Annotated in this window: 28 protein-coding genes; 17 read left to right on the forward strand and 11 right to left on the reverse strand. The window is 72.5% G+C overall.

Features of this window, described 5'->3' with window-relative positions; all coding sequences use genetic code 11:
• The first annotated feature begins 13 nt into the window (after positions 1–13).
• Complete coding sequence (locus tag ACFYYT_RS04680) at positions 14–415, forward strand: hypothetical protein (protein WP_351820141.1); 402 nt, start codon at positions 14–16, stop codon at positions 413–415.
• Between the two features lie 30 nt (positions 416–445).
• Here the strand turns inward: ACFYYT_RS04680 and ACFYYT_RS04685 are convergent, their stop codons facing one another.
• The 4 genes from ACFYYT_RS04685 to ACFYYT_RS04700 form a co-directional block, all read right to left on the reverse strand.
• The gene (locus ACFYYT_RS04685) at positions 446–1,129 is read right to left on the reverse strand and encodes a hypothetical protein (RefSeq protein WP_351820144.1); all 684 of its coding nucleotides are present in this window, start codon (positions 1,127–1,129) and stop codon (positions 446–448) included.
• Between the two features lie 137 nt (positions 1,130–1,266).
• Positions 1,267–1,656, reverse strand: a complete 390-nt coding sequence (locus ACFYYT_RS04690) for a hypothetical protein (protein WP_351820147.1) — start codon at positions 1,654–1,656, stop codon at positions 1,267–1,269.
• Between the two features lie 158 nt (positions 1,657–1,814).
• Positions 1,815–3,026: a pyridoxal phosphate-dependent aminotransferase gene (locus ACFYYT_RS04695; protein ID WP_351820150.1), complete on the reverse strand. Its 1,212-nt coding sequence runs from the start codon at positions 3,024–3,026 to the stop codon at positions 1,815–1,817.
• 704 nt (positions 3,027–3,730) lie between these two features.
• Positions 3,731–4,420 (reverse strand): CatB-related O-acetyltransferase, encoded by a 690-nt coding sequence (locus ACFYYT_RS04700; RefSeq protein ID WP_351820153.1) that lies wholly within the window; start codon positions 4,418–4,420, stop codon positions 3,731–3,733.
• A 511-nt stretch (positions 4,421–4,931) separates the two neighbouring features.
• Between ACFYYT_RS04700 and ACFYYT_RS04705 the strand changes: the two genes are divergently transcribed.
• The 3 genes from ACFYYT_RS04705 (at position 4,932) to ACFYYT_RS04715 (ending at position 6,684) form a co-directional block, all read left to right on the forward strand.
• On the forward strand, positions 4,932–5,408 hold the full coding sequence (locus ACFYYT_RS04705) for a macro domain-containing protein (RefSeq protein ID WP_351820156.1): 477 nt from the start codon (positions 4,932–4,934) through the stop codon (positions 5,406–5,408).
• A 36-nt stretch (positions 5,409–5,444) separates the two neighbouring features.
• Positions 5,445–6,035: a GNAT family N-acetyltransferase gene (locus ACFYYT_RS04710; RefSeq protein ID WP_351820159.1), complete on the forward strand. Its 591-nt coding sequence runs from the start codon at positions 5,445–5,447 to the stop codon at positions 6,033–6,035.
• 229 nt (positions 6,036–6,264) lie between these two features.
• The gene (locus tag ACFYYT_RS04715) at positions 6,265–6,684 is read left to right on the forward strand and encodes a hypothetical protein (RefSeq protein WP_351820162.1); all 420 of its coding nucleotides are present in this window, start codon (positions 6,265–6,267) and stop codon (positions 6,682–6,684) included.
• Here ACFYYT_RS04715 and ACFYYT_RS04720 read toward each other — a convergent pair.
• The 5 genes from ACFYYT_RS04720 to ACFYYT_RS04740 form a co-directional block, all read right to left on the reverse strand.
• Positions 6,681–7,151, reverse strand: a complete 471-nt coding sequence (locus ACFYYT_RS04720; RefSeq protein ID WP_351820165.1) for a nitroreductase/quinone reductase family protein — start codon at positions 7,149–7,151, stop codon at positions 6,681–6,683. The genes ACFYYT_RS04715 and ACFYYT_RS04720 overlap by 4 nt on opposite strands.
• A gap of 191 nt (positions 7,152–7,342) precedes the next feature.
• The gene (locus ACFYYT_RS04725) at positions 7,343–7,528 is read right to left on the reverse strand and encodes a hypothetical protein (RefSeq protein WP_351820168.1); all 186 of its coding nucleotides are present in this window, start codon (positions 7,526–7,528) and stop codon (positions 7,343–7,345) included.
• Between the two features lie 70 nt (positions 7,529–7,598).
• Complete coding sequence (locus ACFYYT_RS04730) at positions 7,599–8,612, reverse strand: YdcF family protein (RefSeq protein WP_351820171.1); 1,014 nt, start codon at positions 8,610–8,612, stop codon at positions 7,599–7,601.
• A gap of 5 nt (positions 8,613–8,617) precedes the next feature.
• The gene (locus ACFYYT_RS04735; RefSeq protein WP_351820174.1) at positions 8,618–10,210 is read right to left on the reverse strand and encodes a D-aminoacylase; all 1,593 of its coding nucleotides are present in this window, start codon (positions 10,208–10,210) and stop codon (positions 8,618–8,620) included.
• 2 nt (positions 10,211–10,212) lie between these two features.
• Complete coding sequence (locus ACFYYT_RS04740) at positions 10,213–11,493, reverse strand: alanine racemase (protein ID WP_351820176.1); 1,281 nt, start codon at positions 11,491–11,493, stop codon at positions 10,213–10,215.
• A 162-nt stretch (positions 11,494–11,655) separates the two neighbouring features.
• Here ACFYYT_RS04740 and ACFYYT_RS04745 point away from each other — a divergent pair, with 162 nt between their 5' ends.
• Positions 11,656–12,468, forward strand: coding sequence for an IclR family transcriptional regulator (locus tag ACFYYT_RS04745; protein WP_351820179.1), 813 nt, complete (start codon positions 11,656–11,658; stop codon positions 12,466–12,468).
• Positions 12,465–12,875, forward strand: a complete 411-nt coding sequence (locus ACFYYT_RS04750) for a RidA family protein (RefSeq protein WP_351820182.1) — start codon at positions 12,465–12,467, stop codon at positions 12,873–12,875. Before ACFYYT_RS04745 ends, ACFYYT_RS04750 begins: the two co-directional genes overlap by 4 nt.
• Before the next feature lie 77 nt (positions 12,876–12,952).
• Here the strand turns inward: ACFYYT_RS04750 and ACFYYT_RS04755 are convergent, their stop codons facing one another.
• Positions 12,953–14,290, reverse strand: coding sequence for a M14 family metallopeptidase (locus tag ACFYYT_RS04755; RefSeq protein ID WP_351820185.1), 1,338 nt, complete (start codon positions 14,288–14,290; stop codon positions 12,953–12,955).
• A 124-nt stretch (positions 14,291–14,414) separates the two neighbouring features.
• Complete coding sequence (locus tag ACFYYT_RS04760; RefSeq protein WP_351820188.1) at positions 14,415–16,112, reverse strand: carbohydrate binding domain-containing protein; 1,698 nt, start codon at positions 16,110–16,112, stop codon at positions 14,415–14,417.
• Between the two features lie 331 nt (positions 16,113–16,443).
• Here ACFYYT_RS04760 and ACFYYT_RS04765 point away from each other — a divergent pair, with 331 nt between their 5' ends.
• The 11 genes from ACFYYT_RS04765 to ACFYYT_RS04815 all read left to right on the forward strand — a co-directional run bounded on the left by ACFYYT_RS04765 (position 16,444) and on the right by ACFYYT_RS04815 (position 25,473).
• Positions 16,444–17,358: a hypothetical protein gene (locus ACFYYT_RS04765; protein ID WP_385316867.1), complete on the forward strand. Its 915-nt coding sequence runs from the start codon at positions 16,444–16,446 to the stop codon at positions 17,356–17,358.
• A gap of 40 nt (positions 17,359–17,398) precedes the next feature.
• Positions 17,399–18,100, forward strand: a complete 702-nt coding sequence (gene cpaB, locus ACFYYT_RS04770; protein WP_351820190.1) for a Flp pilus assembly protein CpaB — start codon at positions 17,399–17,401, stop codon at positions 18,098–18,100.
• A 7-nt stretch (positions 18,101–18,107) separates the two neighbouring features.
• Complete coding sequence (locus tag ACFYYT_RS04775; protein WP_351820193.1) at positions 18,108–19,379, forward strand: AAA family ATPase; 1,272 nt, start codon at positions 18,108–18,110, stop codon at positions 19,377–19,379.
• Positions 19,380–19,382: 3 nt separating this feature from the next.
• A complete protein-coding gene (locus tag ACFYYT_RS04780) occupies positions 19,383–19,751 on the forward strand; it encodes a TadE family protein (protein ID WP_351820196.1) in 369 nt (122 codons plus the stop codon).
• A gap of 1 nt (position 19,752) precedes the next feature.
• Positions 19,753–20,118, forward strand: coding sequence for a TadE/TadG family type IV pilus assembly protein (locus tag ACFYYT_RS04785; RefSeq protein ID WP_351820199.1), 366 nt, complete (start codon positions 19,753–19,755; stop codon positions 20,116–20,118).
• A gap of 2 nt (positions 20,119–20,120) precedes the next feature.
• Entirely contained in the window at positions 20,121–21,467 is a 1,347-nt protein-coding gene (locus ACFYYT_RS04790; protein ID WP_351820201.1) for a CpaF family protein, read from the forward strand.
• Positions 21,464–22,402 carry a type II secretion system F family protein gene (locus ACFYYT_RS04795; protein WP_351820204.1) on the forward strand — a complete coding sequence of 313 codons (939 nt, stop codon included), beginning with the start codon at positions 21,464–21,466 and terminating at the stop codon, positions 22,400–22,402. The genes ACFYYT_RS04790 and ACFYYT_RS04795 overlap by 4 nt, the downstream gene beginning before the upstream one ends.
• Positions 22,403–22,427: 25 nt before the next feature.
• Positions 22,428–23,318 (forward strand): DUF5936 domain-containing protein, encoded by an 891-nt coding sequence (locus ACFYYT_RS04800; protein WP_351820315.1) that lies wholly within the window; start codon positions 22,428–22,430, stop codon positions 23,316–23,318.
• Between the two features lie 6 nt (positions 23,319–23,324).
• Positions 23,325–24,434 carry a histidine kinase gene (locus tag ACFYYT_RS04805; RefSeq protein ID WP_351820205.1) on the forward strand — a complete coding sequence of 370 codons (1,110 nt, stop codon included), beginning with the start codon at positions 23,325–23,327 and terminating at the stop codon, positions 24,432–24,434.
• Entirely contained in the window at positions 24,434–25,117 is a 684-nt protein-coding gene (locus tag ACFYYT_RS04810; RefSeq protein ID WP_351820208.1) for a response regulator transcription factor, read from the forward strand. The genes ACFYYT_RS04805 and ACFYYT_RS04810 overlap by 1 nt, the downstream gene beginning before the upstream one ends.
• Before the next feature lie 110 nt (positions 25,118–25,227).
• Positions 25,228–25,473 carry a hypothetical protein gene (locus ACFYYT_RS04815; RefSeq protein WP_351820210.1) on the forward strand — a complete coding sequence of 82 codons (246 nt, stop codon included), beginning with the start codon at positions 25,228–25,230 and terminating at the stop codon, positions 25,471–25,473.
• The last annotated feature ends 2 nt before the right edge of the window (positions 25,474–25,475 follow it).

Below are 25,475 nucleotides of genomic sequence, written 5' to 3' on the forward strand. Positions count from 1 at the left end.
TCGTGCCATGGGCGTGAGCGCGTTGAAGTGGCAGGGCTGGCTGGTCGGCTTGATGGGGCTGGCGGGATTGCTGGTGTTCGCCCCGCTGGGCCTCTACGTATGGGCCAGCGCAGGAGCGTCGGCGCCCCGGCCGCGGCCGGACGTACGCGTGACGTCCTGCCGCGTGGACCCGGCCAGCCACCGGGTGGCGGCGACGGTGGAGGCGACCGTGGGGGAGCGCGGGGAGGGCTCGTACGTGATCACGGTCGAGTTCCGCGACCGGCGGACCCCGGGCCCGGGCACCCGTACGTCCCAGTCCCTGGTCCGCGTCCCGGGCCTCACCCCGGCCGCCCCGTCCTACGCCGAGGCCATCGGCCCGCCCTGGCCCCTGGGCACGACGCCGTGGTGCGGGGTGGCGGGAGTGGAGGCGGGCTGAGCGGCGGGGCGAGGGGCCGGACCGCCGCGCTCACCTGTCGGCGCGCAGGTTCCAGGTGGTGAGCCGGCCCTCGATCAGCCCGTACGAGCCCTCTTCGTACTTGGTCGCCGTGACCTTCAGGACGGCGATCGGGGAGTTCTCGTTGACGAGGCACACGCTGTCGCCCTCGGCGACGACGACCGACTTGCGCGACTGGGTGGCCAGCAGGTCCTTGCAGCCCTGGGCCGTCGGCTCCGAGCCGGCGTCCGGCCAGAGCGCGGCGGTGCCCAGCACCTCCATCGAGCTCGAACCGTTGCGCCCGGCCGCAGGCCGGATGAGGGTGCCCTCCTTCTGGCGCGGCGGCACCTGCGAGAGGTCGAGGCCCTCCAGCCCGAGCACCACCGTGCCCGACCAGCGCACGCTCGCGGCGGCTCCCGGGCTGCCCGAACCTCCGGCACTTCCGGCGCCTGCCGCGGCACCGGTCCCCGGGCTCGCGGCGATGCCCGCCGGGCTCTGCGGGGGCGGCGCGCCGACCGTCGCCGACGTGGGGGGCGCTACCGCTGCCGGCGGTGCCGTGTGGTCGGAGAAGGCGGCGACGGCACTGGCCACGCCGGCGATGGCACTCACCACGGCGGCCCCGGCCGCCCAGAGCTTGACCCGCGAGGGTCCCGGAGCGGCAGGCTGCACGTACGGCGGCGAAGTCGGCTGCGGCGGCTGGTGCGACGGATCCTGCACGGTTCTCCCTGACTCCCCGATCGGCCCACCGGAAGGAGCGGCGGACCGGTGGTGTCGCAGACGATAGCAACTCCGCGATACGGCCAGGAGGTTCATGGCACCCGGTCCGGAGCCTCCGCGGCCCCGGACCGGGGCCGTCAGTGGGCGCCGGCCAGGTCGACGGAGTCGAGGGCGGCGGCGTGGGCGTCCATGCGCCCGGCGGCGAGGATCGCGGCGGTGGTGTCGGCGCGGGAGGCGGCGACGAGCAGGGCGCGGGCGGCCAGGTCGTGGGCGCGGCGGTGCAGGACGGCCGGGTCCTCCTCGGAGCGGCCCGCCGCGCGCGCCGGGCGGGCTCCGCGCAGGCGCGTCACCTGGGCGGCGATCTGCTCCGCGGCGTCGTCCAGCCCGAGCTCGTCGGTCAGGGCGAGGAGGGCCGAGAGGTGCCCGGCGAGCTGGATGTCCAGCGCCTCGGCACGGCTGCGGTGCGGGTAGTCGTGGCGGACGCCCTCGCGGTGGACGACCGGCTTGGAGCGGATCGGCTCGTACATGAGGAGGCCTCCTGCGTGGTCAGGAGACCCATCCTACATTGGAACCGGTCTAAAGTTGAGTTGAATCCTGGTGGAATGCGGGTGGAGGCCCCGGGGCTCCGCCGGCGCCGGACGGCACCGGCGTCCGGGCACCCGCCCCGGCGCCCGGGCCCGCGTCCCTACGGCTGCCCGTACCCGTCGAGGAAGTTCCCGATCCGCGTCACGGCGTCCGCCAGGTCCTTCGCGTTGGGCAGGGTCACGATCCGGAAGTGGTCGGGATCGGGCCAGTTGAAGCCCGTACCGTGCACCACCATGATCTTCTCGGCCCGCAGCAGGTCGAGGACCATCTGACGGTCGTCCTTGATCTTGTAGACGGACGGGTCGAGCCGCGGGAAGGCGTACAGGGCGCCCTTCGGCTTCACGCACGTCACGCCCGGGATCTGGGTCAGCAGGTCGTACGCGACGTTGCGCTGCTCCAGGATCCGCCCGCCCGGCAGGACCAGGTCCTCGATCGACTGCCGGCCGCCGAGCGCGGTGGCGACGGCGTGCTGCGAGGGCATGTTCGCGCACAGGCGCATGTTCGCGAGGATCGTCAGGCCCTCGATGTAGGAGGCGGCGTGCTTCTTCGGGCCGCAGACGGCCATCCAGCCGGCCCGGAACCCGGCGACGCGGTAGTTCTTCGACAGGCCGTTGAAGGTGAGCGTCAGCAGGTCGGGCGCGATGGCGGCGGTGTTGGTGTGCGTGGTGCCGTCGTAGAGGATCCGGTCGTAGATCTCGTCCGAGCAGACGACCAGGTTGTGACGGCGGGCGATGTCCGTGAGCCCGCGGAGCATCTCGTCGTCGTAGACGGCGCCGGTCGGGTTGTTCGGGTTGATGATCACCATCGCGCGGGTGCGGTCCGTGATCTTGCGCTCGATGTCGGCGAGGTCCGGCATCCAGTCGGACTGCTCGTCGCAGCGGTAGTGCACGGCGGTGCCCCCGGCGAGGCTCACCGAGGCGGTCCACAGGGGATAGTCCGGAGCGGGGACCAGCACCTCGTCGCCGTCGTCGAGCAGCGCCTGCATCGACATCTGGATCAGCTCGGAGACGCCGTTGCCGAGGTAGATGTCCTCGACGTCCAGCTCGATGCCCTTGGTCTGGTAGTGCTGCATGACCGCGCGGCGCGCCGAGAGCAGGCCCTTCGCGTCCCCGTAACCGTGGGCGTTGCCCAGGTTGCGCAGCATGTCCTCAAGGATCTCCGGCGGGCACTCGAAGCCGAAGGCCGCGGGGTTGCCGGTGTTGAGCTTGAGGATGCGATGACCTGCCGCTTCGAGCCGCATCGCCTCTTCGAGGACGGGGCCGCGGATCTCGTAGCAGACATTGGCGAGCTTCGTTGACTGGATCACCTGCATGACGGGAGCTTACGGGCCCCGCGCGCCGCCCGCTCCGCCATTTCGGACGGACATGGGGGTGCGAAATGCCCCGGTTCGCGCGATGGGTGGGTAGCGGCCCCGCCCACCCTTGGAAACGGCGGCCCGCCGGGGACGAGACCTGCGGAATCGGGGAACGTGAGGTGGCGAGACGGGAGTGTTGCGCTCGTCACCTTGGGGGTGGTGCCGGTTGCAAGGCTGGGTGGGGCCGGGGGTGGGCGGTGCACCCTGGAGGGGGCCGGAGGGGTGCTGGGGGCTGCCCGTCAGTCCACTGTCCTTCCGTGTCGGGCCGGTCCCTCAAGGGCGCTCCTTCGTCGCGTCGCTTCGCGATGGCCTTCGGCCACCCTTGACCGACCGTCCCGCCACGAAACGCCAAAGACTGCCGGGAAGCCCCCAGGGAAACGGCAGGGGGGACAGGTCATGCCCGGGCCCGCCAGAGATGCACGAGGGGCCGGGCCCTGCCAGACCACACGAGACAGCGACACGACGAGCCAGACCCACCACCCCACGAGCCGGCACAGCAGGTCGTGACGCCCTCCTCGCTGCTCAGTGGCCGCAGGTTGGCCGTGGATACGGCTTTCTGGGGGACGGTGGCGGGGCAGGGGGGCATGGGCCGGCGCCTCGAAGGGGCCCGCCGAGCGGTCGGCAGTCGGCTCCTGCTCTGGGGCGGAGCGACCGCCTTGGTCTCACAGCTCTGCTGGTGGGGCGCCGTGGTCATCGGCTTCCTGAACACCAACGCCTGACGCGACCGCCTCCAGCTCGTCGACCGTGCCCGACATGATCACGCGCAGGTGCGCGCTGATCCGCTCGACCGGCCAGTCCCACCAGGCGATGCGCAGCAGGCGGGCGATGTCGGCGTCCTCGTAGCGGGTCCGGAGGAGCCGTGCCGGGTTGCCGCCGACGATGCCGTAGTCGGGTACGTCGTCGACGACGACGGCCCCGGAGCCGATGACCGCCCCGTGACCGATGCGCACACCGGGCATCACCGTCGTGCCGTACCCGAACCAGACGTCGTTGCCGACGACGGTGTCGCCCCGCCCCGGCAGTCCGGTGATCAGGTCGAAGTGCGCGGCCCACGATCCGCCCATGATGGGGAACGGGAAGGTGGACGGCCCGTCCATCCGGTGGTTGGCCCCGTTCATGAGGAACCGCACGCCGGCGCCGAGCGCGCAGAACTTCCCGATGACCAGCTTCTCCGGCCCGTAGTGGTACAGGACGTTGCGGGTCTCGAAGGCGGTGGGATCGTCCGGATCGTCGTAGTACGAGTACTCCCCGACCTCGATCAGCCCGGACGTGACCAGAGGCTTGAGCAGCACCACGCGCGGCTGGCCGGGAATGGGGTGCAACACCATCGGATCCGCAGGCAACTGATTCATGGTCACCCAAACTAGCCCCCACGTCCCCCCATGACCGACCCGATCGCCGTCTCATGACGTCAGTAGCCAGGAAGCCGTATCCACGGACGGCCTGCGGCCACTGAGCAGCGAGGAGGACGTCACGACCTGCTGTGCCGGCTCGTGGGGTGGTGGGTCTGGCTCGTCGTGTCGCTGTCTCGTGTGGTCTGGCAGGGCCCGGCCCCTCGTGCATCTCTGGCGGGCCCGGGCATGACCTGTCCCCCTGCCGTTTCCCTGGGGGCTTCCCGGCAGTCTTTGGCGTTTCGTGGCGGGACGGTCGGTCAAGGGTGGCCGAAGGCCATCGCGAAGCGACGCGACGAAGGAGCGCCCTTGAGGGACCGGCCCGACGCGGAAGGACAGTGGACTGACGGGCAGCCCCCAGCACCCCTCCGGCCCCCTCCGGGGTGCACCGCCCACCCCCGGCCCCACCCAGCCTTGCAACCGGCACCCCCAACCCCGCCCCCTGTCAGCGCCCTCGCCTAGCGTGGCCGGTATGAAGCCGCTCAGGATCATCGCCGGGGATGCCACGAGTCCGCAGGCCAAGGGGCCGAAGCTGATCGCGCACGTCTGCAACGACATCGGGGGCTGGGGGAAGGGCTTCGTCCTCGCCGTGTCGCGGCGGTGGCCCGAGCCGGAGGCGGAATTCCGGGCCTGGCACCGGGGGAGGAACGGGAACGACTTCGGGCTCGGGGCCGTACAGGTGGTGCGGGTGCGTCCGGACGTGTGGGTGGCCAACATGGTGGGTCAGCGCGGGATACGCACCGGCAGCGCCGGGGTGCCGATCCGGTACGACGCCGTCGGGCGCTGCCTCACCACCGTGGCCGACCGTGCCGTCGAGCTCGGGGCCAGCGTGCACATGCCCCGGATCGGCTGCGGGCTGGCGGGCGGTAAGTGGTCGCGCATGGAGCCGCTGATCGTCGGCGCCCTGTGCGCCCGGGACGTGGAGGTGACGGTCTACGACCGTGACTGAGGCGCCCGGCCGGTACGGCGTGGCAGCATCGGCGCCATGCGCTACCGATACGCCGCCGAGGCCGACGCGCCCGCCATGGCGCGCCTGTTCGCCGCCAACCACCACGATGCCCTGACCGAGGCGCAGCGGGCCGCCCAGGGCTTCGTCCAGGGCACCTTCGGGGTCGGGGCCCTGCGCGGTATGGCGCGGGACCGGGAGCTGCTCGTGGCCGACGCCGGTCAGGGGCGGGTCGCCGGCCTGCTCGCGCTGTCGGTGGCCCGGGACATGGGCGACCCGCCTGCGGCGGTGCTCGGGCTGCTGCGGGCGCAGGACGTCCTGCTGTGGCGGGGGCGGCCGCTGAGCGGGGTGCCGTGGCTGCTGTACGGGCCGGTCGTGGTCGACGCGGGGTTCCGCGGGCACGGGGTGGCCCGGGGGCTGTTCGCGCGGGCCCTCGGCGCGGCGGCGGGGCGGGCCGAACTGCTGGTGGCCTTCATCGAGTCGGGGAACGCGCCCTCGTGGAAGGTGCACGTGGACGCCTTCGGCATGGTCCCGCTCGGGGAGTACGCCGTCGACGGCCGGACCTACACGGCGGTGGCGGCCCCCGTCGCCCCACAGGCTCCCGGGGCCGGGGCCGAGGACGCCGTCTAGGGGGGTACTCCTCCCCGCACCACACCTCCCCGTACCGGGTCCAACGGCCCGCTTCCGCCGCCCGGTTGGTGACAGGGCTGGCCCGAACGGGTGGTGATGCGGGGACGCGCGGTGGCGGCCTCCCGAGGCGGATCGATTCGGCAAAACGAACCCTCCTAGGGTCGGCCCCGCAGTGACCCCTGGATCGTCTTGACCGTCTTGATCGTCTCCGGAAGGGATCCACCCCCGCATGAAGCTCCGCAACGCCGTCGCCGCCGCCCTGGGCGCCTTCGCGCTGACCCTGTCGATGTCGGGCTCGGCGCTGGCCACCACCGGCGATTTCCACTACAAGTACCGGGACGACTTCGACCGGGAGCTGACCGTCACCCTGCCGGACCCGCGCAGCGACAAGTGCATCAACCTCTACGGCGTGGACTCCTACGAGTTCGCTCCCGGCTTCGCCCCGCACAACGAGACCGACGCCTGGGTGACCGTCTACTCCGACACCAACTGCGACGGCCGCGAATGGCGGCTCAAGCCCCACGGCCGGCAGGCGAGCGACCGGCTCCTGGTGCGCTCCGTCCGCTTCGACCAGCCGGTCGAGGCCGAGTCCGCCGAGGCGCAGCCCGTCAAGGGCCAGCCCGTGGACGACCAGCCCCCGGCCCGTTAGGGGCTGCCCACCCGTTCACCCTCGATGATCACCAGCGGGATCTCCCGCGGCCACGCCGCGGCCTGGTGGTCGTCGAAGAGCGGCCACAGGGCCGTCATCGCCTCCCAGTACGTCTCCCGCTCGGCCGGGGTCGCCGTGCGCGCCCGGGCCGCGAATACGTCGGCGCCCACCTGGAGGCGGACCTCCGGGTGGGCGGTGAGGTTCAGGTACCAGGCCGGGTGGTGCGGGGCGCCCGAGGCGGCGGCCACGACGAGGTGGCGGCCGACGTCCTCCCCGTAGATCAGGGGGGTGCGCACGGTGCGGCCGGTGGCCCGGTCGAGGGTGGTCAGCAGGAGGGTGGGGACGCCGTGCCACAGGTGGCCGTCGGCGCCGCCGCTGGCGACGTAGGTGCGGACGTGTTCGAGACGCGGACCGGGGTGCGGGTCCGTGGGGTGGTCCCAGTCGACGGTGACGGCGACGCTGTTCATCTGACCTCTGACCTCCGTGGCGCTGCCCCCGGACGCCTAACGATCCCCCGCCGATTCTGTTCCGGACCGCTCCCGCGCCTACCCCACCCCCACGCCCACACCCACACCCCCGCCCCCACCCACGCCCACGCCTCCGGCCCGGGGCGGCGCCGCCCCGGGCCGGGATCGTCGGCAGGGCCCACGGGCGGTCCTTACGGCAGGTACCGCTCGATGACCTGGGGGCCCTCCTTCTCCATCAGCCTGCGTGCCTTCTCGACCCGCTCCGGAGTCGGGTCGTGTCCGGTCGCCATCACCAGGTCCTCGGGGTCGTACGGCCGCTCGCCGCCCGTGAAGAGCCGGTCCGAGCGGGTGGGCTGCTGGTCCGCTTCACTGTCCATCGGTACCTCCTCGGTGTCCCTCAGGCCCCCATCGTCCGGCCCCGGCCCCAAGAACGCACCTCGGACGGCGTCAGGCGGCGGCGAGGGTGGCCGCGGCGCCCAGGGCGACCAGGACTCCGCAGATCCAGAGGTTGACCGTGCGGTGCTCCCAGAACACCGCGACGAACTCGCGCAGGGTGGCGCTGGGCAGGAAATAGCGGGCGGTCGGCGAGCCCACGACCTGGCCGTTGACCCCGGCCTTGCGGGCCATCATCGCGGCCCGGAAGGCGTGGAAGTTGTTGGTGACCACCACGCACCGGTAGCCCGGGTCGGCCGCTTCCATGATCTCCCGCGAGAAGAGCATGTTCTCCTCGGTGGTGGTGGAGCGGTCCTCCAGCACGATGTGTTCTGCCGGGACCCCCGCGGCGATCAGCCAGTCCGCCATCGCCCGGGCCTCGGGGACCTTCTCGTCGCTGCCCTTCCCGCCCGAGGGGAGCAGCAGCGGCGGGCGGGAGCCGCGGGCCAGCTGGGCCGCGTAGATCTCCTGGCCCTTGCGCAGGCGGGAGGCCAGCAGGGGCGGTACCCGCTCGCCGCCGATCAGGCCCGAGCCCAGCAGGACCACGTGGTCGACGTCGCCGCGGACCTTGATCCGGCCGTAGAGGAAGGCGTAGCCGAGGAAGCACAGGAACAGGAAGGCGACGTACGCGACGACCAGGGTGAGGGTGCCCGCGATGCCGTTCAGGAGGGTGGAGCCGAACCACGGGACCGTGATCAGCAGGGCGGTCATCGCGAAGATGCCCAGGCCCGCGAGCAGCGACAGCAGGGTGGGCGGGTGGGCGCCCTCCTTGCGGACCATGGTCACGCCGTTGGCGACGAGGAAGCCGCCGACCGCCAGGACGCAGGCCGTGGGCAGGGTGAGGACGAGGACCAGCACGGACAGGGCCGCCCAGTGGGGGAGCGCCGTCAGCTGGAGGAGCAGGGCGAAGGAGAGGGTCAGGGAGGTCAGGCCGAGCAGTACCGCGTTGCGGAAGCGGCGGCGGTCCTTCCAGGCGCTCACGCACAGGGCGAGGAACAGCAGGGCGGGGAGGAGGAAGGCGGCGACCATGCGGTTCATCGTATGGGCCCGGCGGACACGGGCGTCCGCCGCACGGAGCGGCCCGCCAGGACGTCGGTGCGGCGGCCGTCGCGGATGACGAAGCGTCCGTCGATCAGTACGTACGGGATGCCGGTGGGCAGGGCGCGCGGGCGGGCGTAGGTGGATCCGGCGGCGACCGTGTCCGGGTCGAAGAGGACGAGGTCGGCGCGGTGGCCCTCGCGGACCAGGCCCCGGTCCGGCAGGCGCAGCCGGGCCGCCGGGCGGCCGGTGAGGTGGGCCACGCACTCCTCCAGGGAGAGCACGCCCAGCTCGCGGACGTAGCGGCCGAGGTAGTGCGGGAAGGTGCCGTACGCGCGGGGGTGCGGTTTCGCGCCGTGCAGGATGCCGTCGGAGCCGCCGGTGTGGGCCCGGTGGCGCATGATCGTGCGGACGTTGTCCTCGTGGCCGACGTGCTGGAGGACGGTCGGGCCGAGCCGGTCCCCGAGCAGCAGCCGCCGGGCGGTGTCCCAGCCGTCCAGGCGGGTGCCGATGTGGCGGGCGTACGCGGGGGAGGTGGTGCCGGACACCTCGATCGTGGACCAGTCCACCGGCACCCCGTGGCAGCCGTCGGCGCCCTCCACCTCCAGGGCGTGGCGGATCCGCTCGGCGGTGGCGTCGTCGCGCAGCCGGGCCAGGACCGCTTCCGGGCCGCCTTCGCCCGCCCAGCTGGGCAGCAGGGCGACGAGGGTGGTGCAGCCCGGGGTGTAGGGGTAGCTGTCGAGGGTGAGGTCGGCGCCGTCGGCCAGGGCGGTGTCGAGGAGGTCCAGGAGTTCGCCGGCCCGGCCCTCGTTCTCGCCGAAGTTCATGGTGGCGTGGGCGAGGTGGAGGGCGCAGCCCGCCTCGCGGGTCAGGGCGAGCATCTCGGCGTAGGCGCCGAGCGCGCCGCGGCCGTACGAGCGGTGGTGCGGGCAGTAGTAGCCGCCGTACGCGGCCACGACCCGGCACAGTGCGGTGAGTTCGGACCCTGAGGCGTACATGCCGGGGGTGTAGGTGAGGCCGGAGGACATGCCGACGGCGCCCTGTTCCAGGCCCTCGGCGACGAGCCGGCGCATCCGGTCGAGTTCGGCGGGGGTGGCGGGGCGGTCGTCCCAGCCGAGGGCGAGGGCGCGGACGGTGCCCTGCGGGACGAGGTACGCGGCGTTGACGGCGATGCCCTGGCCGTCGAAGCCGTGGTCGAGGCGGTCGAGGTAGCCGCCGACGGTGTGCCAGTCGAAGTCGACGTCGTCGCCGGGGCCGTTCCAGCCGGCGATGGCCGTGCGCACCCCGGCGAGGGTGGGCGCGTCGGCGGGGGCGTAGGAGAGGCCGTCCTGGCCCAGGACTTCGAGGGTCACGCCCTGGGCGGCCTTCGCGCTGTGGTCCGGGTCGCGGAGCAGCGCGAGGTCGCTGTGGGCGTGCATGTCGATGAACCCGGGGGCCAGGACCAGCCCCCGGGCGTCGAGTGTGTGGCGTCCGCCGCCCGGGATCCGGCCGATGGCGGCGATGCGGCCCTGGTGGACGGCGACGTCGGCCGTGCGGGAGGGGCTGCCGGTGCCGTCGGCGACGCGGGCGCCCCGGATGACGAGGTCCACGGCTAGAAGAAGGTGCGGACGTAGTCGGTGACGGTGCCGTCGGCCTGCACCAGCGGGATCAGCGGCCACTTCTCGAAGATGGTGCAGGGGTGGGACATGCCGAGCGCCACCCAGTCGCCGACCTGGACGTCGTCGGCGGAGTCGGTCTCCAGCCAGGCGTGCTGGTCGGAGAGCTTGACGACGCGGACGCCGGCGGCGGGGCGCTGTTCGCCGGTGAGGGCGTCGCGGACGAGTTCGGCCTCGGGCAGCCCGAGGTCGTAGGCGATGTCGCGCTTGCCGGCGTTGACGAAGGCCTGGGTGGGGGAGGGGCGGGAGACGACCTGGGTCCACAGCCGGAAGGCGGGGCGCAGGCCGCCCTCCTCGGGGATCCGGTTGAAGGGCGTCAGACCGCTGTACCAGCCGTGGTCGTGCGAGACGTACGCGCCGGAGCGCAGCAGCTTCAGGACCGGGCGGGACAGTTCGGGGAGCGCGCCGAAGACGTCGGCGACGGCGTCGAACCAGGCGGAGCCGCCCGCGCTGACGACGATCTCCGGCAGGTCGGGGGCGAAGCGGCCCGCGGCGTCGAACTCGGCGGCGAGGGAGGTGAGGCGGCGCAGGTAGGCGTGGACGCTGTCCGGGCCGGCGCCGGGCACCTCGGCCTCGTAGCCGGCGATGCCCGCCAGGCGCAGGGTGGCGGCGTCGGCGACGGCGTCGGCGACGGCGCGGCAGTCCTCGTCGGTGCGGGCTCCGGTGCGGGCGCCTTCGCCGGCGCCGAGTTCGACCACCACGTCCAGGACGGCGCCGCGGCCTTGCAGGGCCGCGTCCATGAGGCGGACGCCGCGCACGGAATCGACGTAGCAGACGAAGCGGAAGCCGGGGTCGGCGGCGAGTTCGGCGGCCACCCAGTGCAGGGCGGCGGGGTCGACGAGCTCGTTGGCGAGGAAGATCCGCTGGATCCCGAAGGCGCGGTAGACGCGGGCCTGGTGGGGGACGGCGGCGGTGATGCCCCAGGCGCCGTGTGCCAGCTGGCGCTCGAAGAGCTGGGGGGCCATGCAGGTCTTGCCGTGCGGGGCGAAGGCCAGGTCGTGGCGGCGGGCGTACTCGCCCAGCGCGGCGAGGTTGTGTTCGAGGGCGTCCGCGTCGAGGGTCAGGACCGGGGTGGTGAACCCGCCGGTGTACAGGTCGCGGGCCTGGGCGGCGAGCTTGCCGACGGTGAGGCCGGCGGCCTCGGCGTCCGGGGGGAGCCCCTTGAACCGGTGGTCGACCGGTTCGTCGGCGAGCCGTCGGACTGCGTCGCTGGCCATGCGGGTTCCTCCTCGTGACGTTGCGTGATGCGCAACGCTCGTTGCGGGTGGTGCTCCTGGTGTCTAACATCCCGGATGACGACGGGTCAACGGTGCCCGGTTCCGCGCCGAGCGGGCAGCAGTGCGCGTACGCGTACGGTCGACGAGCGGACGGAGGGCGGCATGAGCCAGTCGGTGGAACGGGCGCTGCGGATCCTGCCCGCGCTGGCCCGGGGCCCGGCGGGCCTGGGCGAGGTGGCCGAAGGTCTCGGCGTGCACAAGAGCACGGCCCTGCGCCTGCTGCGGACCCTCCAGGCGCACGGTCTCGCCTACCGGCAGCCGGACGGCCGCTACCGGCTCGGGGCGGGGCTGTTCGCGCTCGCGGCCGAGGCGGTGGAGAACCTCGACGTCCGCGACGTGGCCCACCCGCACCTGGTCGAGCTGAACCGGGAGACCGGCCACACCGTCCACCTCGCCCTGCACCAGGACGACGAGGTGGTCTACGTGGACAAGGTCGACAGCCGCTATCCGGTCCGCATGTACTCCCGCATCGGCAAGCCCGTCCCGCTGACCGTCGCCGCCGTCGCCAAGCTCCTGCTGGCCGACCTGCCCGAGGCGGACCGGCGAGCCCTGGCAGGGCGGATCGACTACCCCCGCTACACCTCCCGCTCGACCCCGGACGCCGAGGCGTTCCTGCGCGAGCTGGCCCTCGTACGGGAACAGGGCTGGGCCGCCGATCTGGGCGGGCACGAGGAGGCGCTGAACTGTGTGGGCGCCCCGGTGCGCGGGCCCGGCGGGCGGGTGGTCGCCGCGATGTCCGTCTCCGCGCCCGGTGTGGTGATCGGCGCCGGAGAACTGCTCGAACTGCTGCCCCTGGTGCGCCGCACTGCCGACATCATCAGCCGTGAGTACTCCGGTACCGAGGCGGATCCGCACCCGGATCCGCCCGCAGCAGATCCCGAAGACGCAGACCCCGAAGACGAGGAACTTTCGTGAGCGAGAAGACCGCCATCACCCCCGACACCCACACCGCGCCGCCCGCGAAGTTCTCGCACGGCGTGCGCAAGGGCAACATCCTCCAGGTCGCCGGCCAGGTCGGCTTCCTCCCGCACGTCGAGGGGCAGCCGCCGACGCCCGCCGGGCCGACGCTGCGCGAGCAGACCCTCCAGACGCTGGAGAACGTCCGCTCCGTCCTGGAGGCGGGTGGCGCGGGCTGGGACGACGTGATGATGATCCGCGTCTACCTGACCGATACCGGCCACTTCGCCGAGATGAACGAGATCTACAACGCCTACTTCGAGGAGCAGGGCCTCAAGGAGGCCCCCGCCGCGCGCACCACGGTCTACGTCGGTCTCCCGGCCGGCCTGCTGATCGAGATCGACGCGCTCGCCGTCCTGGGCTGAGCGTGCGGGAGGGGCGCCCCCCTGGCGGTGGGGCACCCCGCCCCGCGCGTCACGCGCGGACCACGGGCGGCAGTGGACTACGAGCAGTACTGGGCTTCCTTGCCGATGGAGCGGTACATGCAGTCCGCGTTCTCCAGGAGCTGGAGCACGGCCTCCTTGTTGCGGGCCGTCTCGCGGTCGATCACCTCGTCGGGCGGGTAGAAGCCGCCCCCGCCGCCGGAGTCGGAGGGGTACATCTCGAAGGTGTAGGCGAAGACCTTCTGGTTGCCCCACAGCCAGTCGTCGATCGTGCCGTCGGTGATGTACAGGTCGCTGGACTGCTCGGGCGTGTAGCCGTTGCTGGCCGCCATGCCGGTGCCGATCTTCTTGTAGGCGGCGAGGTCGTCGGCGGTCATGCCGGGCGCGGTGTCGTTGTAGGTCCAGCCGAAGGGCCACAGGACCAGCTGGCTGTACGTGTGGAAGTCGATGGCGGCCTTGATCTGCTGCTTGCCCCCGACGACGCGGCTGCGCACGAAGTCGGAGACCACCTTGACCTCGGGCGCGGAGGCGGCGGCGGGCCCGCGGTAGGTCTCGGAGCTCTTGCTGGAGCTGGAGCCGCCGCAGCAGCCCCACTTGTAGTCCCAGTTGCGGTTGAGGTCGGTCCCGGCGTACGAGGAGCCGCTGTTGGGCTGCCGGTTCTTGCGCCAGGAGCGGTAGGAGCCGGTCGCGATGTCGTACTCGCCGCCGTCCGGGTTGAGGTCCGGGATGATCCAGATCTCGCGGCTGTTGACCATGTTGGTGACGCGGGCCTCGTTGCCGTACTTGGAGCCGAGCTCCTTGATCAGGTAGAGGGCCATCTCCACCGTGAGGTGCTCACGGGCGTGCTGGTGGGCGGTGAACAGCACCTCGGGCTCGGCCTCGTCGGTGGCGACGTTGTCGCTGATCTTGATGGCGTAGAGGTTGCGGCCCTCGTAGGACTTCCCGATGACCTGCTTGCTCATGATCCCGGGGTACTGGGCGATGCGCTGGTCGATCTCCGCGTTCGCCTCGGCGTAGTTGTGGTAGTTCGAGTCCGCCGACGGGAAGTCCATCGGCCGCGCCCCGATGCCGCGCTCGGAGCGGTCCGGCGGGCCGGGCAGGGCGGTCAGGGTGTAGCCGCGCGCCCGCAGCGTCCTGGCCTGCGCGGGATCGGCGCTGACCACGACCGAGCGGGCGTCCACCTCGTCGATGGAGACGCCGGCGCTGAGCAGGGCGGTGCGCTCGGCGGCCGTGGACGGGCCCTGGATCTCGTACTGGACGAGCGCCTCGTCCTGCGTGGCGGTCGACGGGGTCGGGGGCGGTGCAGCCGTCGCGCTCATGCCGTAGGTGGGTGCGCCGAGTGCGAGTGCCAGGAGGGCCGCCGTGACGGCGGCCCTCCTGCGGTTGTGGAGCCGCATGCGTTCTCCTGGGTGGAGGGTGGGGGTAGCCGTGCGGACGCGCACAGCGTGCTCTCATGGCATGTTCCGGTCAAGAACCCGCTGCCGCGCGCAGGACCGAATCAGCCACCCCCACACCTACCGCCTACGGGAGGGCGTGGACCTTGGGACCCACCGCGTTGGACCAGGCGCTACCCGCCTTGGCGTCCCAGTTGGTCGACCAGGTCATCGCGCCGCGCAGCCCCGGGTAGGTCTTCGACGGCTTGAAGGAGCCGCAGCCCGTGCCCCGGGCCAGGCAGTCCAGGGCGTTGTTGACGATCGTCGGGGAGACGTAGCCGCTGCCCGCGCCGCTGGGGGAGGCCGGGACACCGATGCCCACCTGCGAGGGGTCCAGGCCGCCCTCCAGCTGGATGCAGGCCAGCGCGGTCAGGAAGTCCACCGAGCCCTGGGAGTAGACCTTGCCGTCACAGCCGTTCATCGCGCCGCTGTTGTAGTACTGCATGTTGACCACGGTCAGGATGTCCTTGACCGCCAGCGCCGTCTTGAAGTAGCCGCCCTGGGTGGACTGCATGTCGATCGTCTGCGGAGCCATGGTCAGGACGAACGAGGGGCCCGCCTTCGCCGCCAGCGCGCGCAGCGCCTGCGTCATGTACGTCGGGTTGAGGCCGTTCTCCAGGTCGATGTCGATGCCGCTGAAGCCGTACTCCTGCATCAGCGCGTACGCGGAGTTCGCCAGGTTGTTCGCGGAGGCGGAGTCGTTCACCGAGATGGTGCCCTTCTCGCCGCCGATGGAGAGGATGACGGACTTGCCGGCCGCCTTCTTCGCCGCGACGTCCGCCTTGAACTGGGCGACGGTGTAACCGCCGAGGCCCGCCGAGTCCAGGTTGAAGGTGATGGCGCCGGGCGTGGTGGTGGCGTCGGCGAAGGAGACCGCGATGATGTCGTACTGGGACGAGACGTCGGAGATCTTCTGGACGGTCGCGCCGTTGTTGAAGTTCTGCCAGTAGCCGGTCAGCGCGTGCTTGGGCACCGAGGGGTTCGGGTCGGGGTTCCCGCCGCCGCCGGTCGTGGTGCCGGTGACCGGGGCCGACTTGGGCCCCTCGCCCGCTGCGTTGTACGCGCTCACCTGGAAGGAGTACGAGGTGGCCGCGGTCAGGCCGGTGATCTGGGCGGAGGCGCCGGAGACGGTCCGCACGCGCACCCCGTCCTGATACACGTAGTAGCCGGTGGCCCCGCTGACCGCGTTCCACGAAAGGGTGAGCCCGTTCGCGCTCTGGCCGGAAACGGCGGCCCCGGAGGGCGCGCCGGGCACGCTCGGGCCGGGGTCGGTGCCGCCGCCCCCGTCCGGGCCGAAGACGCTGAACTCGTCGACGAGGTAGGCGGGCTGGCCGTACCAGCCGTGGGTCCAGACGGTGACCTGGGTGGTGCTCGGGCCGGTGGTGAAGGTGGTCGACAGCTTCTGCCAGCCGCTGCCGGAGCCGGGGGTCCAGGTGGAGACGTCCTGGGTGCCGGTGCCGGTCGCGCCGAGGTAGACGTAGCTGCCCTGCACCTGGGTGCTCAGCGTGTACGTCGAATGCGGCTTGACCGTGACGGTCTGGGCGCACTGCGCGTTGTCCGAGCCCGCCGGGGTGGCGCGCAGGGCGCCGGCGCCGGCGTAGACGGGGGAGGAGACGACGGCGCCGCTGCCCCCGGTACAGGACCAGTTGGCGAGGCCGGACTCGAAGCCGCCGTTGCGGACGACGTTGATGTCGGCGGCCTGGGCGGTGCCCGCGGCGAAGGCGGTCAGGCCGCCCGCGGCGAGGGTGGCGGCGCCCAGCAGGGCGAGGGAGCGTATGCGGTTCACGTGGGCTCCGTGGGGGGAGGAAGGGGAGAGCGGGACGAGGGGGAGTGGGGATCCCCCGCGACGAATTGCCGGTGCGGCCAAGTTGGTCCAGACCAATCCTCGTGTCAAGGGTCTTTGCGAAGTGGCTTGAAATGTTCGGGCAACCGATCCTTGTTGTCCGGGTTTCCGGCCACCTGTGACACGTGCCGCCGGTACGGGAATCACCAAGGCCCTGCCCCGTCGGCGGCGACGCGGATATGGTGCTGGGGCAAGGGGGAAGGGCGTCGATCGTTTGCGGTCGCGCATGTTGTGCGCGTACGTGACGGCCACGCGAACCGGCGCCGCGTACCGGGTGAACGGGGGGATCCGCGTGCCGACCGCCATCGCTGTCACCAGTGCCGACCTGGTGCTGCCCGCCCCCGACCGGCACACCCCCGGCGCCGCCGTCCTGCACCCGCCCGGCGAGGCCGGCCTGGAGGCCGCGCTCGCCGAGACCACCGCCCTGCTGGAACGCCACGGCCACCTCGTGGCCGTCGTCCCGCCCTGGCTGCCCGCCGCCACCGTGCGCCGGCTGCACACCGTACGGGCCATCCTGGAAACCGACCGGATCGCGCTCCTCGACGTCGATCTCCCGCCGCTGGGAACCGCCGTGCTGGTCCGTCAGCTGCGCCAGCTCACCGTCTGCGACTTCAGCCCCGGAGTCATCGCCTCCGCTGCCCGGCTGCTGTCCCACTACATCTACGCGGGCGCCCTGCTGGGCACCGTCGCCAAGCTGGACCGGGTGCCCGTCGGACTGAAGGCCCACGCCCGGTCCTGGTCACCGAGCGCCCAGTTCGCCGTCCTCGCCCACCCCCGGCCGCACCTGGCGAAGCTCGGCTCCGCCGGCCCGGCCGCGGCCGGGGCGCAGGGGGTCCTGCCGCCGGGACCCGGCTTCGCCACGCACCTCACCTTCGCGCGCGGAACGCTCTCCTCCGACTGGGTGACCGCCGAACTGGCCCCCGCCTGGCAGGTGCAGGGCGTCATGGAGAACCCGCTGCCCGCCGACTCGGCCGGCTGGTGGGCGACCCCGAAGCTCGTCGAGTTCGCCGCCGCGATCCCGGACGTCTCCGTCCTCTACCAGCTGGTGGCCTCCGTACGCCGCGAGGAATGCCGCTGGTGCGGCCTGGAACTCATCGGCGACCGCTGCGGGTTCTGCGCCGCGCCGCTGGCCGCACCCCCGCCCGAGGACCCCGCCCGCACCGGCACCCGTACCCGCTCCAGAACCTGACCGGCCCGAACGAACGAAGAACGGCGAGGTAGTACGGCTCATGAACTCACGCCAGCGCCGCGGCGTCATCCTGCTCCTGCTGTCGGTCCTGTGCGCCCTCGCGGCCTTCGCCGGGGTCCTCGTGGTGATCGGCGACGTCAACTCCAAGGTCGGGGCCGAGGTCGTCGCCTACCGGGTCAAGGGCGACATCGCCCCGTACAGCCCGCTCACGGCGGGCCAGTTCGAACAGGTCAAGGTCCCCAAGCGGTGGCTCTCCGACACCGCCGTCAGCGACCTCGGCGCCCTCCAGGGGAAGATCGCGCTCACCACCCTCAAGCGCGGCTCGCTGCTCCAGAGCGACATGTACGTCGACCAGCCCAGGCTCCAGCCCGGGGAGCAGGAGATCGCCATCATGATCGACGCGGCGACGGGCGTGGCCGGCAAGATCACCTCCGGTGCCAAGGTCAACATCCTCGCCACCTTCAAGGGCGCCAAGGACACCGACCCCGCCCGCTCGGTCATCATCGTCTCCAACGCCCGCGTCCTGAACGTCGGCAAGCTCACCCCGCTCGACAAGGACAGCGACAAGAAGGGACCCGCCGAGGCGGTCCCGATCACCTTCGCCCTCAACACCAAGGACACCCAGCGCGTCGCGTACGCCGAGTCCTTCGCCGAGCACGTGCGCCTGGCCCTCGTGGCCCCCGGCACCGACTCGGCCCCCGGCCCGGGCGAGCGCACGTACACCCTCGACGGGGACAAGTGAGGCCCGGATGACCACCCGAATCCTCCCCGCGGCCGGCGACCCGGACGCCGCCCGCTCCATCGTGGCGCTGCTCAGCCAGCTCCCGGACGCCGAGCCCGCCGCTCCCGTCCCCGACTCCACCGCCCTCCTCGACACCCTGGGCCGGCTCGCCGCCGACTCCCTCGACGAGCTCCCCGAGGTGGTCCTCGTCCACGAGCGGATCGGGCCCGTCCCCGCCCTGGAGCTGGTCCGCGAAGTCGCCCTGCGCTTCCCCGCGGTGGGCGTGGTGCTGATCTCCTCCGATGCCGGCCCCGCCCTCTTCTCCGCCGCCATGGACTCCGGGGCACGCGGCCTGATCGGGCTGCCGCTGGGCTACGAGGAGCTCGCCGCCCGCGTCCAGGCCGCCGCCCAGTGGTCCGCGGGCGTACGCCGCCACCTGGGCCGCGGCCCCGAGGTGCCGGCCGGCCCGGGCGGCCGGGTGGTCACCGTCACCGGGGCCAAGGGGGGCGTCGGCACCACCTTCACCGCCGTCCAGTTCGCGCTGGCCGCCGCCGCGGCGGGCCGGCGCACGGCCCTGGTGGACCTCGACCTCCAGGCCGGGGACGTGGGCTCGTACCTCGACGTGCAGTTCCGCCGCTCCATCGCCGACCTCGCCGGCATCCAGGACATCTCCCCGCGGGTCCTCCAGGACGCCGTCTACGAGGACCGCACGGGCCTGGCCCTGCTGCTGGCCCCGGCGGAGGGCGAACGGGGCGAGGAGGTCGACGAACGGGCCGCCCGGCACGTCATCGGCGCCCTGCGCGCCCGCTACGAGCTCGTCGTCATCGACTGCGGCACCCAGGTGACGGGCGCCAACGCCACCGCCGTGGAACTCGCCGACGTGGCCGTCCTGGTCACCACCCCGGACGTGGTCTGCGTACGGGCGGCCAAGCGGATGGTCCGGATGTGGGAACGGCTCCAGGTGCGCAAGGCCGAGGACACCACGATGGTGGTCAACCGCTGGAGCAAGCACACCGAGATCCAGCCCTCCCTCATCGAGAAGATCACCAAGACCCGGCCCACCCGCACCCCGGTGCCCGCCGCCTTCAAGGAGCTCCAGGCGGTCGTGGACGCGGGCCGGGTGCAGGACCTCGACAACCGCTCGACGGTCAAGCAGGCCCTGTGGACCCTGGCCGCGGAACTCGGCCTGCTCGCCGCCCCCGGCGACGCGACGGCCCCGGCGCCCGCCGCCGGCGGCTCGGCCCTGGCGGTCCGCGCGGCCGGCCCGGTGGCCCGGCTGCGGCGCGGCCGGGAGGGCTGAGCGGTGACCGGGCGCGGATCGGTACGCCGGGACCGGGGTCAGGTGGCCGTCGAGTTCGTCGGCATGGTCCCGCTGATCCTGCTGCTCGTCGCGGCGGTGTGGGAGTGCGTACTGATCGGCTACGCCTTCTCCCTGGCGGGCAACGCGGCGGACGAGGGGGCCCGGGCGGGGGCGGTGAAGGGGGACGGGGAGTGCGCGACCGCGGCGGCCAAGTACATCGGGAGCAGCTGGCGCATGGGTATCCCCGACTGCCACCGGGAAGGTGACGTGTACAAGGCGACGGTCACGCTCCAGATCCCCGTCCTCTTCCCGGGGCTCGGCTTCGGCGGGATCGGCGGCACGGCCGGCGCGGCGATGGAACGGGGGGAGTGACATGAGACGGCGTCGCATCCGCTCCGACCGGGGCCAAGTGGCCCTGGAGTACATCGGCTTCATCCCCATCCTGCTGTTCGTCGCGCTGTGTGGGATCCAGCTGGGCTGGATCGCGTACGTCCACGAACAGGCGGACACCGCGGCACGGACGGCGGCGCGGGTGGAGGCACAGCACCGGGGCCGGGGCGAGGCCGCGGGGCTCGCCGCGATCCGGTCGGGTCTTCCCGCGACCGTCTCCGTGCCCGGCGGCGGGGACGCGATCACCGCGACCGTGACCATCAAGGTCAACTCCATCATCCCGGGCCTCGACATCGCGGACGCCACGGCCACCGCCGTCATGCCCAACGACGACCCGAAGGGACCCTGAGCATGAGCCTGCGTTCCCGGGTCAGCACCCCCGACGACCGCCACAGCCCCCGCGAGGACGGCCGTCTCGTCTCCTCGTACCGGGCCAAGCTGCTGGAGGAGATCGACCTCGCCGAGATGTCCGCGCTCGCGCCCGCCGAGCGCCGGGCGCGCCTGGAGCGCGTACTCGGGCACATCATCAGCCGCGAGGGCCCGGTCCTGTCCACCGCCGAGCGCGCCCAGCTGATCCGCCGGGTCGTCGACGAGGCGCTCGGGCTCGGTGTGCTCGAACCGCTCCTCGAAGACGCCTCCATCTCCGAAATCATGGTCAACGGCCCGGACCAGATCTACGTCGAGCGCTCCGGACGGGTGGAGCAGCTCCCGCTCCGCTTCGCCTCGCACGAGCAGCTGATGCAGACCATCGAGCGCATCGTGTCCACCGTCAACCGCCGTGTGGACGAGGCCAATCCGATGGTCGACGCGCGGCTGCCCAGCGGCGAGCGCGTCAACGTCATCATTCCGCCGCTCTCCCTGACCGGCGCGACCCTCACCATCCGCCGCTTCCCGCGCGCCTTCACCCTGCCCGAGATGATCGCCCTCGGCTCCCTGGACGAGCAGATGCTCCTGCTGCTGTCCGGGCTGGTCCAGGCGAAGATGAACGTCATCGTGTCCGGGGCCACCGGCACCGGGAAGACCACCCTCCTCAACGCCCTGTCCGGGCTGATCCCGGAGGGCGAACGCATCATCACCATCGAGGACTCCGCCGAGCTCCAGCTCCAGCAGGCGCACGTGATCCGCCTGGAATCCCGCCCGGCGAACGTCGAGGGCAAGGGCCAGATCACCATCCGCGACCTCGTACGCAACTCCCTGCGCATGCGCCCCGACCGCATCATCGTCGGCGAGGTCCGCGGCGGCGAGACCCTCGACATGCTCCAGGCGATGTCCACCGGCCACGACGGCTCCCTGGCCACCGTGCACGCCAACAGCTCCGCCGACGCCCTGACCCGGCTCCAGACCCTCGCCTCCATGTCGGAGGTGGAGATCCCCTTCGAGGCGCTCCAGGACCAGATCAACAGCGCCGTCAACGTCATCGTGCAGCTCACCCGCTTCGGCGACGGCTCGCGCCGCATCACGGAGATCTCCATCCTCGAATCCCACGGCCGCGAGCCCTTCCGCATCACCACCGTCTGCCGCTTCGTCGCCCAGCCCATGGGGCCCGACGGGCGCGTCCACGGCTACTTCGGGTACGCCCCGCTGCCGCGCCGGGTCGCCGAGCGCCTGTACATGACCAGCCAGCCGATCCCCCAGGCCTTCGGCGTGGCCCCGCCCGACGACCTCCTCGACCCGCTGACCTCCCGGACCGTCCTGTGACCCACCTCGTCCTCCTCACCCTCGGCGCGACCCTGCTCGCCGGGCTGTTCACGGCCCTCGGGGTGCACGCGTACGCGTCCGGGCTCGCGCAGCGCGCCGCGCTCATCGAACGGCTCTCCGCGACCGGCGCACCCCCGCCGGCCGGGCGCAGGCGCCGCTTCCGGGGCGTGGACCGCCGGCTGCGCGGCACCGCGCCGGGCCGCCGCATCGAACTGAAACTGGCCACCACGGGACTCGACCTCACCCCCGGCGAGTTCCTGGTCTACATGCTGCTGGCCGTCGCCGGGACCTGGCTGGTCTGCGCCTCCCTGCTGGCCCCCTTCTTCGGGCCGGTGTCCGGGCTGATCGGCCTGTGGGCCGCCAACGCCTTCCTGAACTGGCAGCGCGCCCGGCGCACCGAGCGGTTCATCAACCAGCTCCCCGAGCTCGCGCGCATCCTGGCCAACGCCACCCAGGCCGGGCTCGCCCTGCGCACCGCCATCGGCATGGCGGCCGAGGAACTGGAGGCCCCGGCCGGCGAGGAACTGGCCCGGGTCGCGGACCGGCTCGCCGTCGGCCACTCCATCGAGGAGGCCCTCGGCGAGATCGTGGAGCGGCTCCCGTCCCGCGAACTGGTCGTCCTCGTCTCCACCCTCGTGCTCTCCGCCCGCGCGGGCGGCGCCATCGTGGGCAGCCTGCGCAACCTCACCGTCACCCTGGAACAGCGCAAGGAGACCCGCCGCGAGATCCGTACGCAGCTCTCGCAGGTGACGGTGACGGCGTACCTGGTGCCCGTCATCGGGCTGGGCTCGCTGCTGCTGGTGAACGCGATGATGCCGGGGGCGCTGGACCGGATGACCGGGGCGTTCGTGGGGCAGGTGGCGGTGATCGTGTCGCTGGGGCTGTTCGCGCTGGGCTTCGTCCTCATCCGCCGGCTCTCGAAGATCGACGTGTGAGGGGGGCGACGAGATGACCGCGTACCTGCCCTTCCTCCTCGCGCTGGCCGTGGCGCTGTCCGTCTTCGGCGCCCTCCACGGCATCCGCCTCTACCGCGCGGACGTCAAACTCCCCACCGACCTGGCCCTGGCCCTGGAGGTCGGCGCCACCCGCACCACCGCCGTCGGTTCCGTCGTGGACCGGCTCGGCATCCGGTGGGCGCCGCTCGTCCTGCGCCTGATGGGCCCCAAGCAGGTCGCCCGCAAACGCCGCCAGATCGACATGGCGGGCAACCCGGCCGGCCTGACCATCGACCGGTACGCCGCCCGGCGCGCGGTGTACGGGTTCCTGGGCGGGCTCGGGGCCCTGGCGATGCTGATGAACGGCCGGCTCGTCTTCGCCCTGCTCATGGTCGCCTTCGGGCTGTTCTGGATCGAGTTCGGCCTGTGGTCGGCGATCCGGGTGCGCCGGGACCACATCGAACGCACGCTCCCCGACTTCCTCGACGTCCTGGCGGTCGTGGTGAGCGCCGGCCTCGGCTTCCGGCAGGCGCTGGAACGGGTGGCCGGCAAGTACGAGGGCCCCTGGTCGGACGAGGTCCGCATCACCCTGCAGCAGATGGACATGGGCGTCAGCCGCCGCCAGGCCTTCGACGAGCTGCGCAGGCGCAACGACTCCGAGCAGGTCGCCCAGTTCGTCACCGCCCTCCAGCAGGGCGAGGAACTGGGCTCCCCGATCGTGGAGACCCTCATCGCCATCGCCGAGGACATGCGCCGCACCGACGCCCAGAACGCCCGCCGCCGCGCGGCCCGGGCCGTCCCGAAGGCCACCTTCGCCGTGACCGTGTTCATGCTCCCCGGCACCCTGATCCTGCTCGTCTGCGGCTTCGTCTACGGGGCCAACGTCGACTTCGGCGCCCTGCTGGGAGGTGGGTGAGCCGCCATGACCGCACTGTGCCCACCGGCTCCTCCCGCCCCCTCCCTCGCGGTCCAGGCGAACGCCCTGCAGTCCCTGTGCCGGCAGGTCATGGCCTTCCGGCTGGTGATGCTCGGGCTCGGCGCCCCGTTCTCCCTGGGCCGGACCGCACCCGGGGGGCCCACGTACCTGGTGTCCGGCGCCCTGCTGGCCACCTTCATGCTGTCCTACGCCCTCTTCCGCGACTGGGAGCGCTTCGGGCCGCTGCTGCTGCGCCACCGCTGGCTGCTGGCGGTGGACATGCTCCTGAGCGGGCTGCTCCTGGTCGTGGCCACCCCGACGTCCCCCGTCGGACTGGTCTGCCTGTGCACCCCGCTGCTGGCCGGACTGGTCTACGGATGGCGGGGCTCGGCGGTGTACGCGGCCGCGCAGGCGGTGGCGGTGGCCGCGCTCGGCGGCGGCTTCGTGCTGTGCCTGCTGTGCGTGGTGGCGGGGGCGGCCGGATCCGGGCTGCGGGAACTGCTGCTGCGCTTCGGGGCGGCCGTACGGAGCCTGGCGGCGGCGGAGGCGGTGCGGGCCGAGCGGGAGCGGCTGGCCCGGGAGATGCACGACTCGGTGTCCAAGACCCTGCACGGGCTGGCGCTGGCCGCCGAGGCCCTCACCCGGATGCCCGACCCGGCGGCGGTCCGCGGCCAGGCGGGGCTGCTGGCGGACGCGGCCCGGCGGGCGTCGGCGGAGTCCCGGGCCCTGCTGACGGAACTCCGGGCCCCGTCCCCCGGGCTGCTCCCCGGGCTGCGCGGACTGGACGCCGAGCTCCGCACGACGGGCGAGCCCCCGCCCCTGCCGCCCTCGGTGACCCACCACCTCCTCTCCATCGCCGGGGAGGCGGTGGACAACGCCCGGCGGCACGCGGCCGGCTCCCGGGTGGCGGTGTCGGTGTGCGCCGCCGCCCGCTCGCTGACCCTCACGGTCGAGGACGACGGCGGGGGCCTCCCCCCGGAACTGCCGCCGGGCCGCTTCGGGCTGCTCGGCATGCGGGAGCGCGCGGCCGCGATCGGCGCCGAGCTGCGACTGGGCCCCCGCCCGGGCCACCCCGGCACCCGGGTCAGCCTCACCCTGCCCCTGGGGGGTCCGTGATGCCGGTCCGCGTCCTGATCGCCGACGACAACCCGGTCGTCCGGGCCGGGCTGGCCACCCTGCTCTCCACCACGGCCGACCTCGCGGTCGTCGCGGAAGCCCGGGACGGCCGCGAGGCCCTCCACCTGACCCGGCTCCACACCCCGGACGTGATCCTGCTGGACGTCCGCATGCCGGGCGTCGACGGCATCTCGGCGCTCCCGCACCTGGTGCGGTTGGCCCCGGTGCTGATGCTGACGTACAGCGCGGAGGCGGGCACCATCCGCGAAGCGCTCCTGCTGGGCGCGGGCGGCTACCTCGTCCACGGCGAATTCACCCCGGACGACCTGCTGCGCGCGGTCCGCGACACCCACGCCGGCCACGCCCACTTCACCCCGACGGCGGCGAACGCCCTCCTCTCGGAGCTCCGGTCCTCTTCGCAACAGCAACGTTCTGTGGCACAGTCTACGGAGCGGGTGCACAACTCCGTTGTCTTCGGGTTGAGTTCGCGGGAGGTGGAGATCATGGATCTGATCGCGTCCGGCATGAGCAACCAGCAGATCGCCGCCGCCTGCTTCATCAGCGAGAAGACGGTCAAGAACCACATCAACCGCATCTTCGCGAAACTCCACAGCACCACCCGCAGCGAGGCGATAGCCCGCTGGCTGGGAACAGCCCGTCCAGGAGTGACCGGCCATGGGTAGACGGAGAGCGCAATGGGTCCGTATTTGGGCCCCGGGACCCTTGGTGACGACCGGTAACGCGGCGTACCGTCCGCAAATCAACAGCGGCACCAGCCCTGGAGGGAACCCCCATGTCGCAGAACAGGCTGCTGAAGGCATCTGTAGAAGCGAAGCTCCGCCTGAACGACTGGACGGACACGACGGTAACCCGCCTCCGCAAGCGCTACGCGAACCCCGACCGGGGTCAGACCGCGTTCGAGTACCTGGGCATCATCCTGGTGGTCGTGGTGATCATCGGAGCGATGATCGGTACCGGTATCGGCCAGTCGATCGTCGACAAGATCAAGGAGCAGGTCGGGCTCATCAAGGCCGGCTGAGG

The organism is Streptomyces sp. NPDC002032 (assembly GCF_042890765.1).
GTDB lineage: Bacteria > Actinomycetota > Actinomycetes > Streptomycetales > Streptomycetaceae > Streptomyces.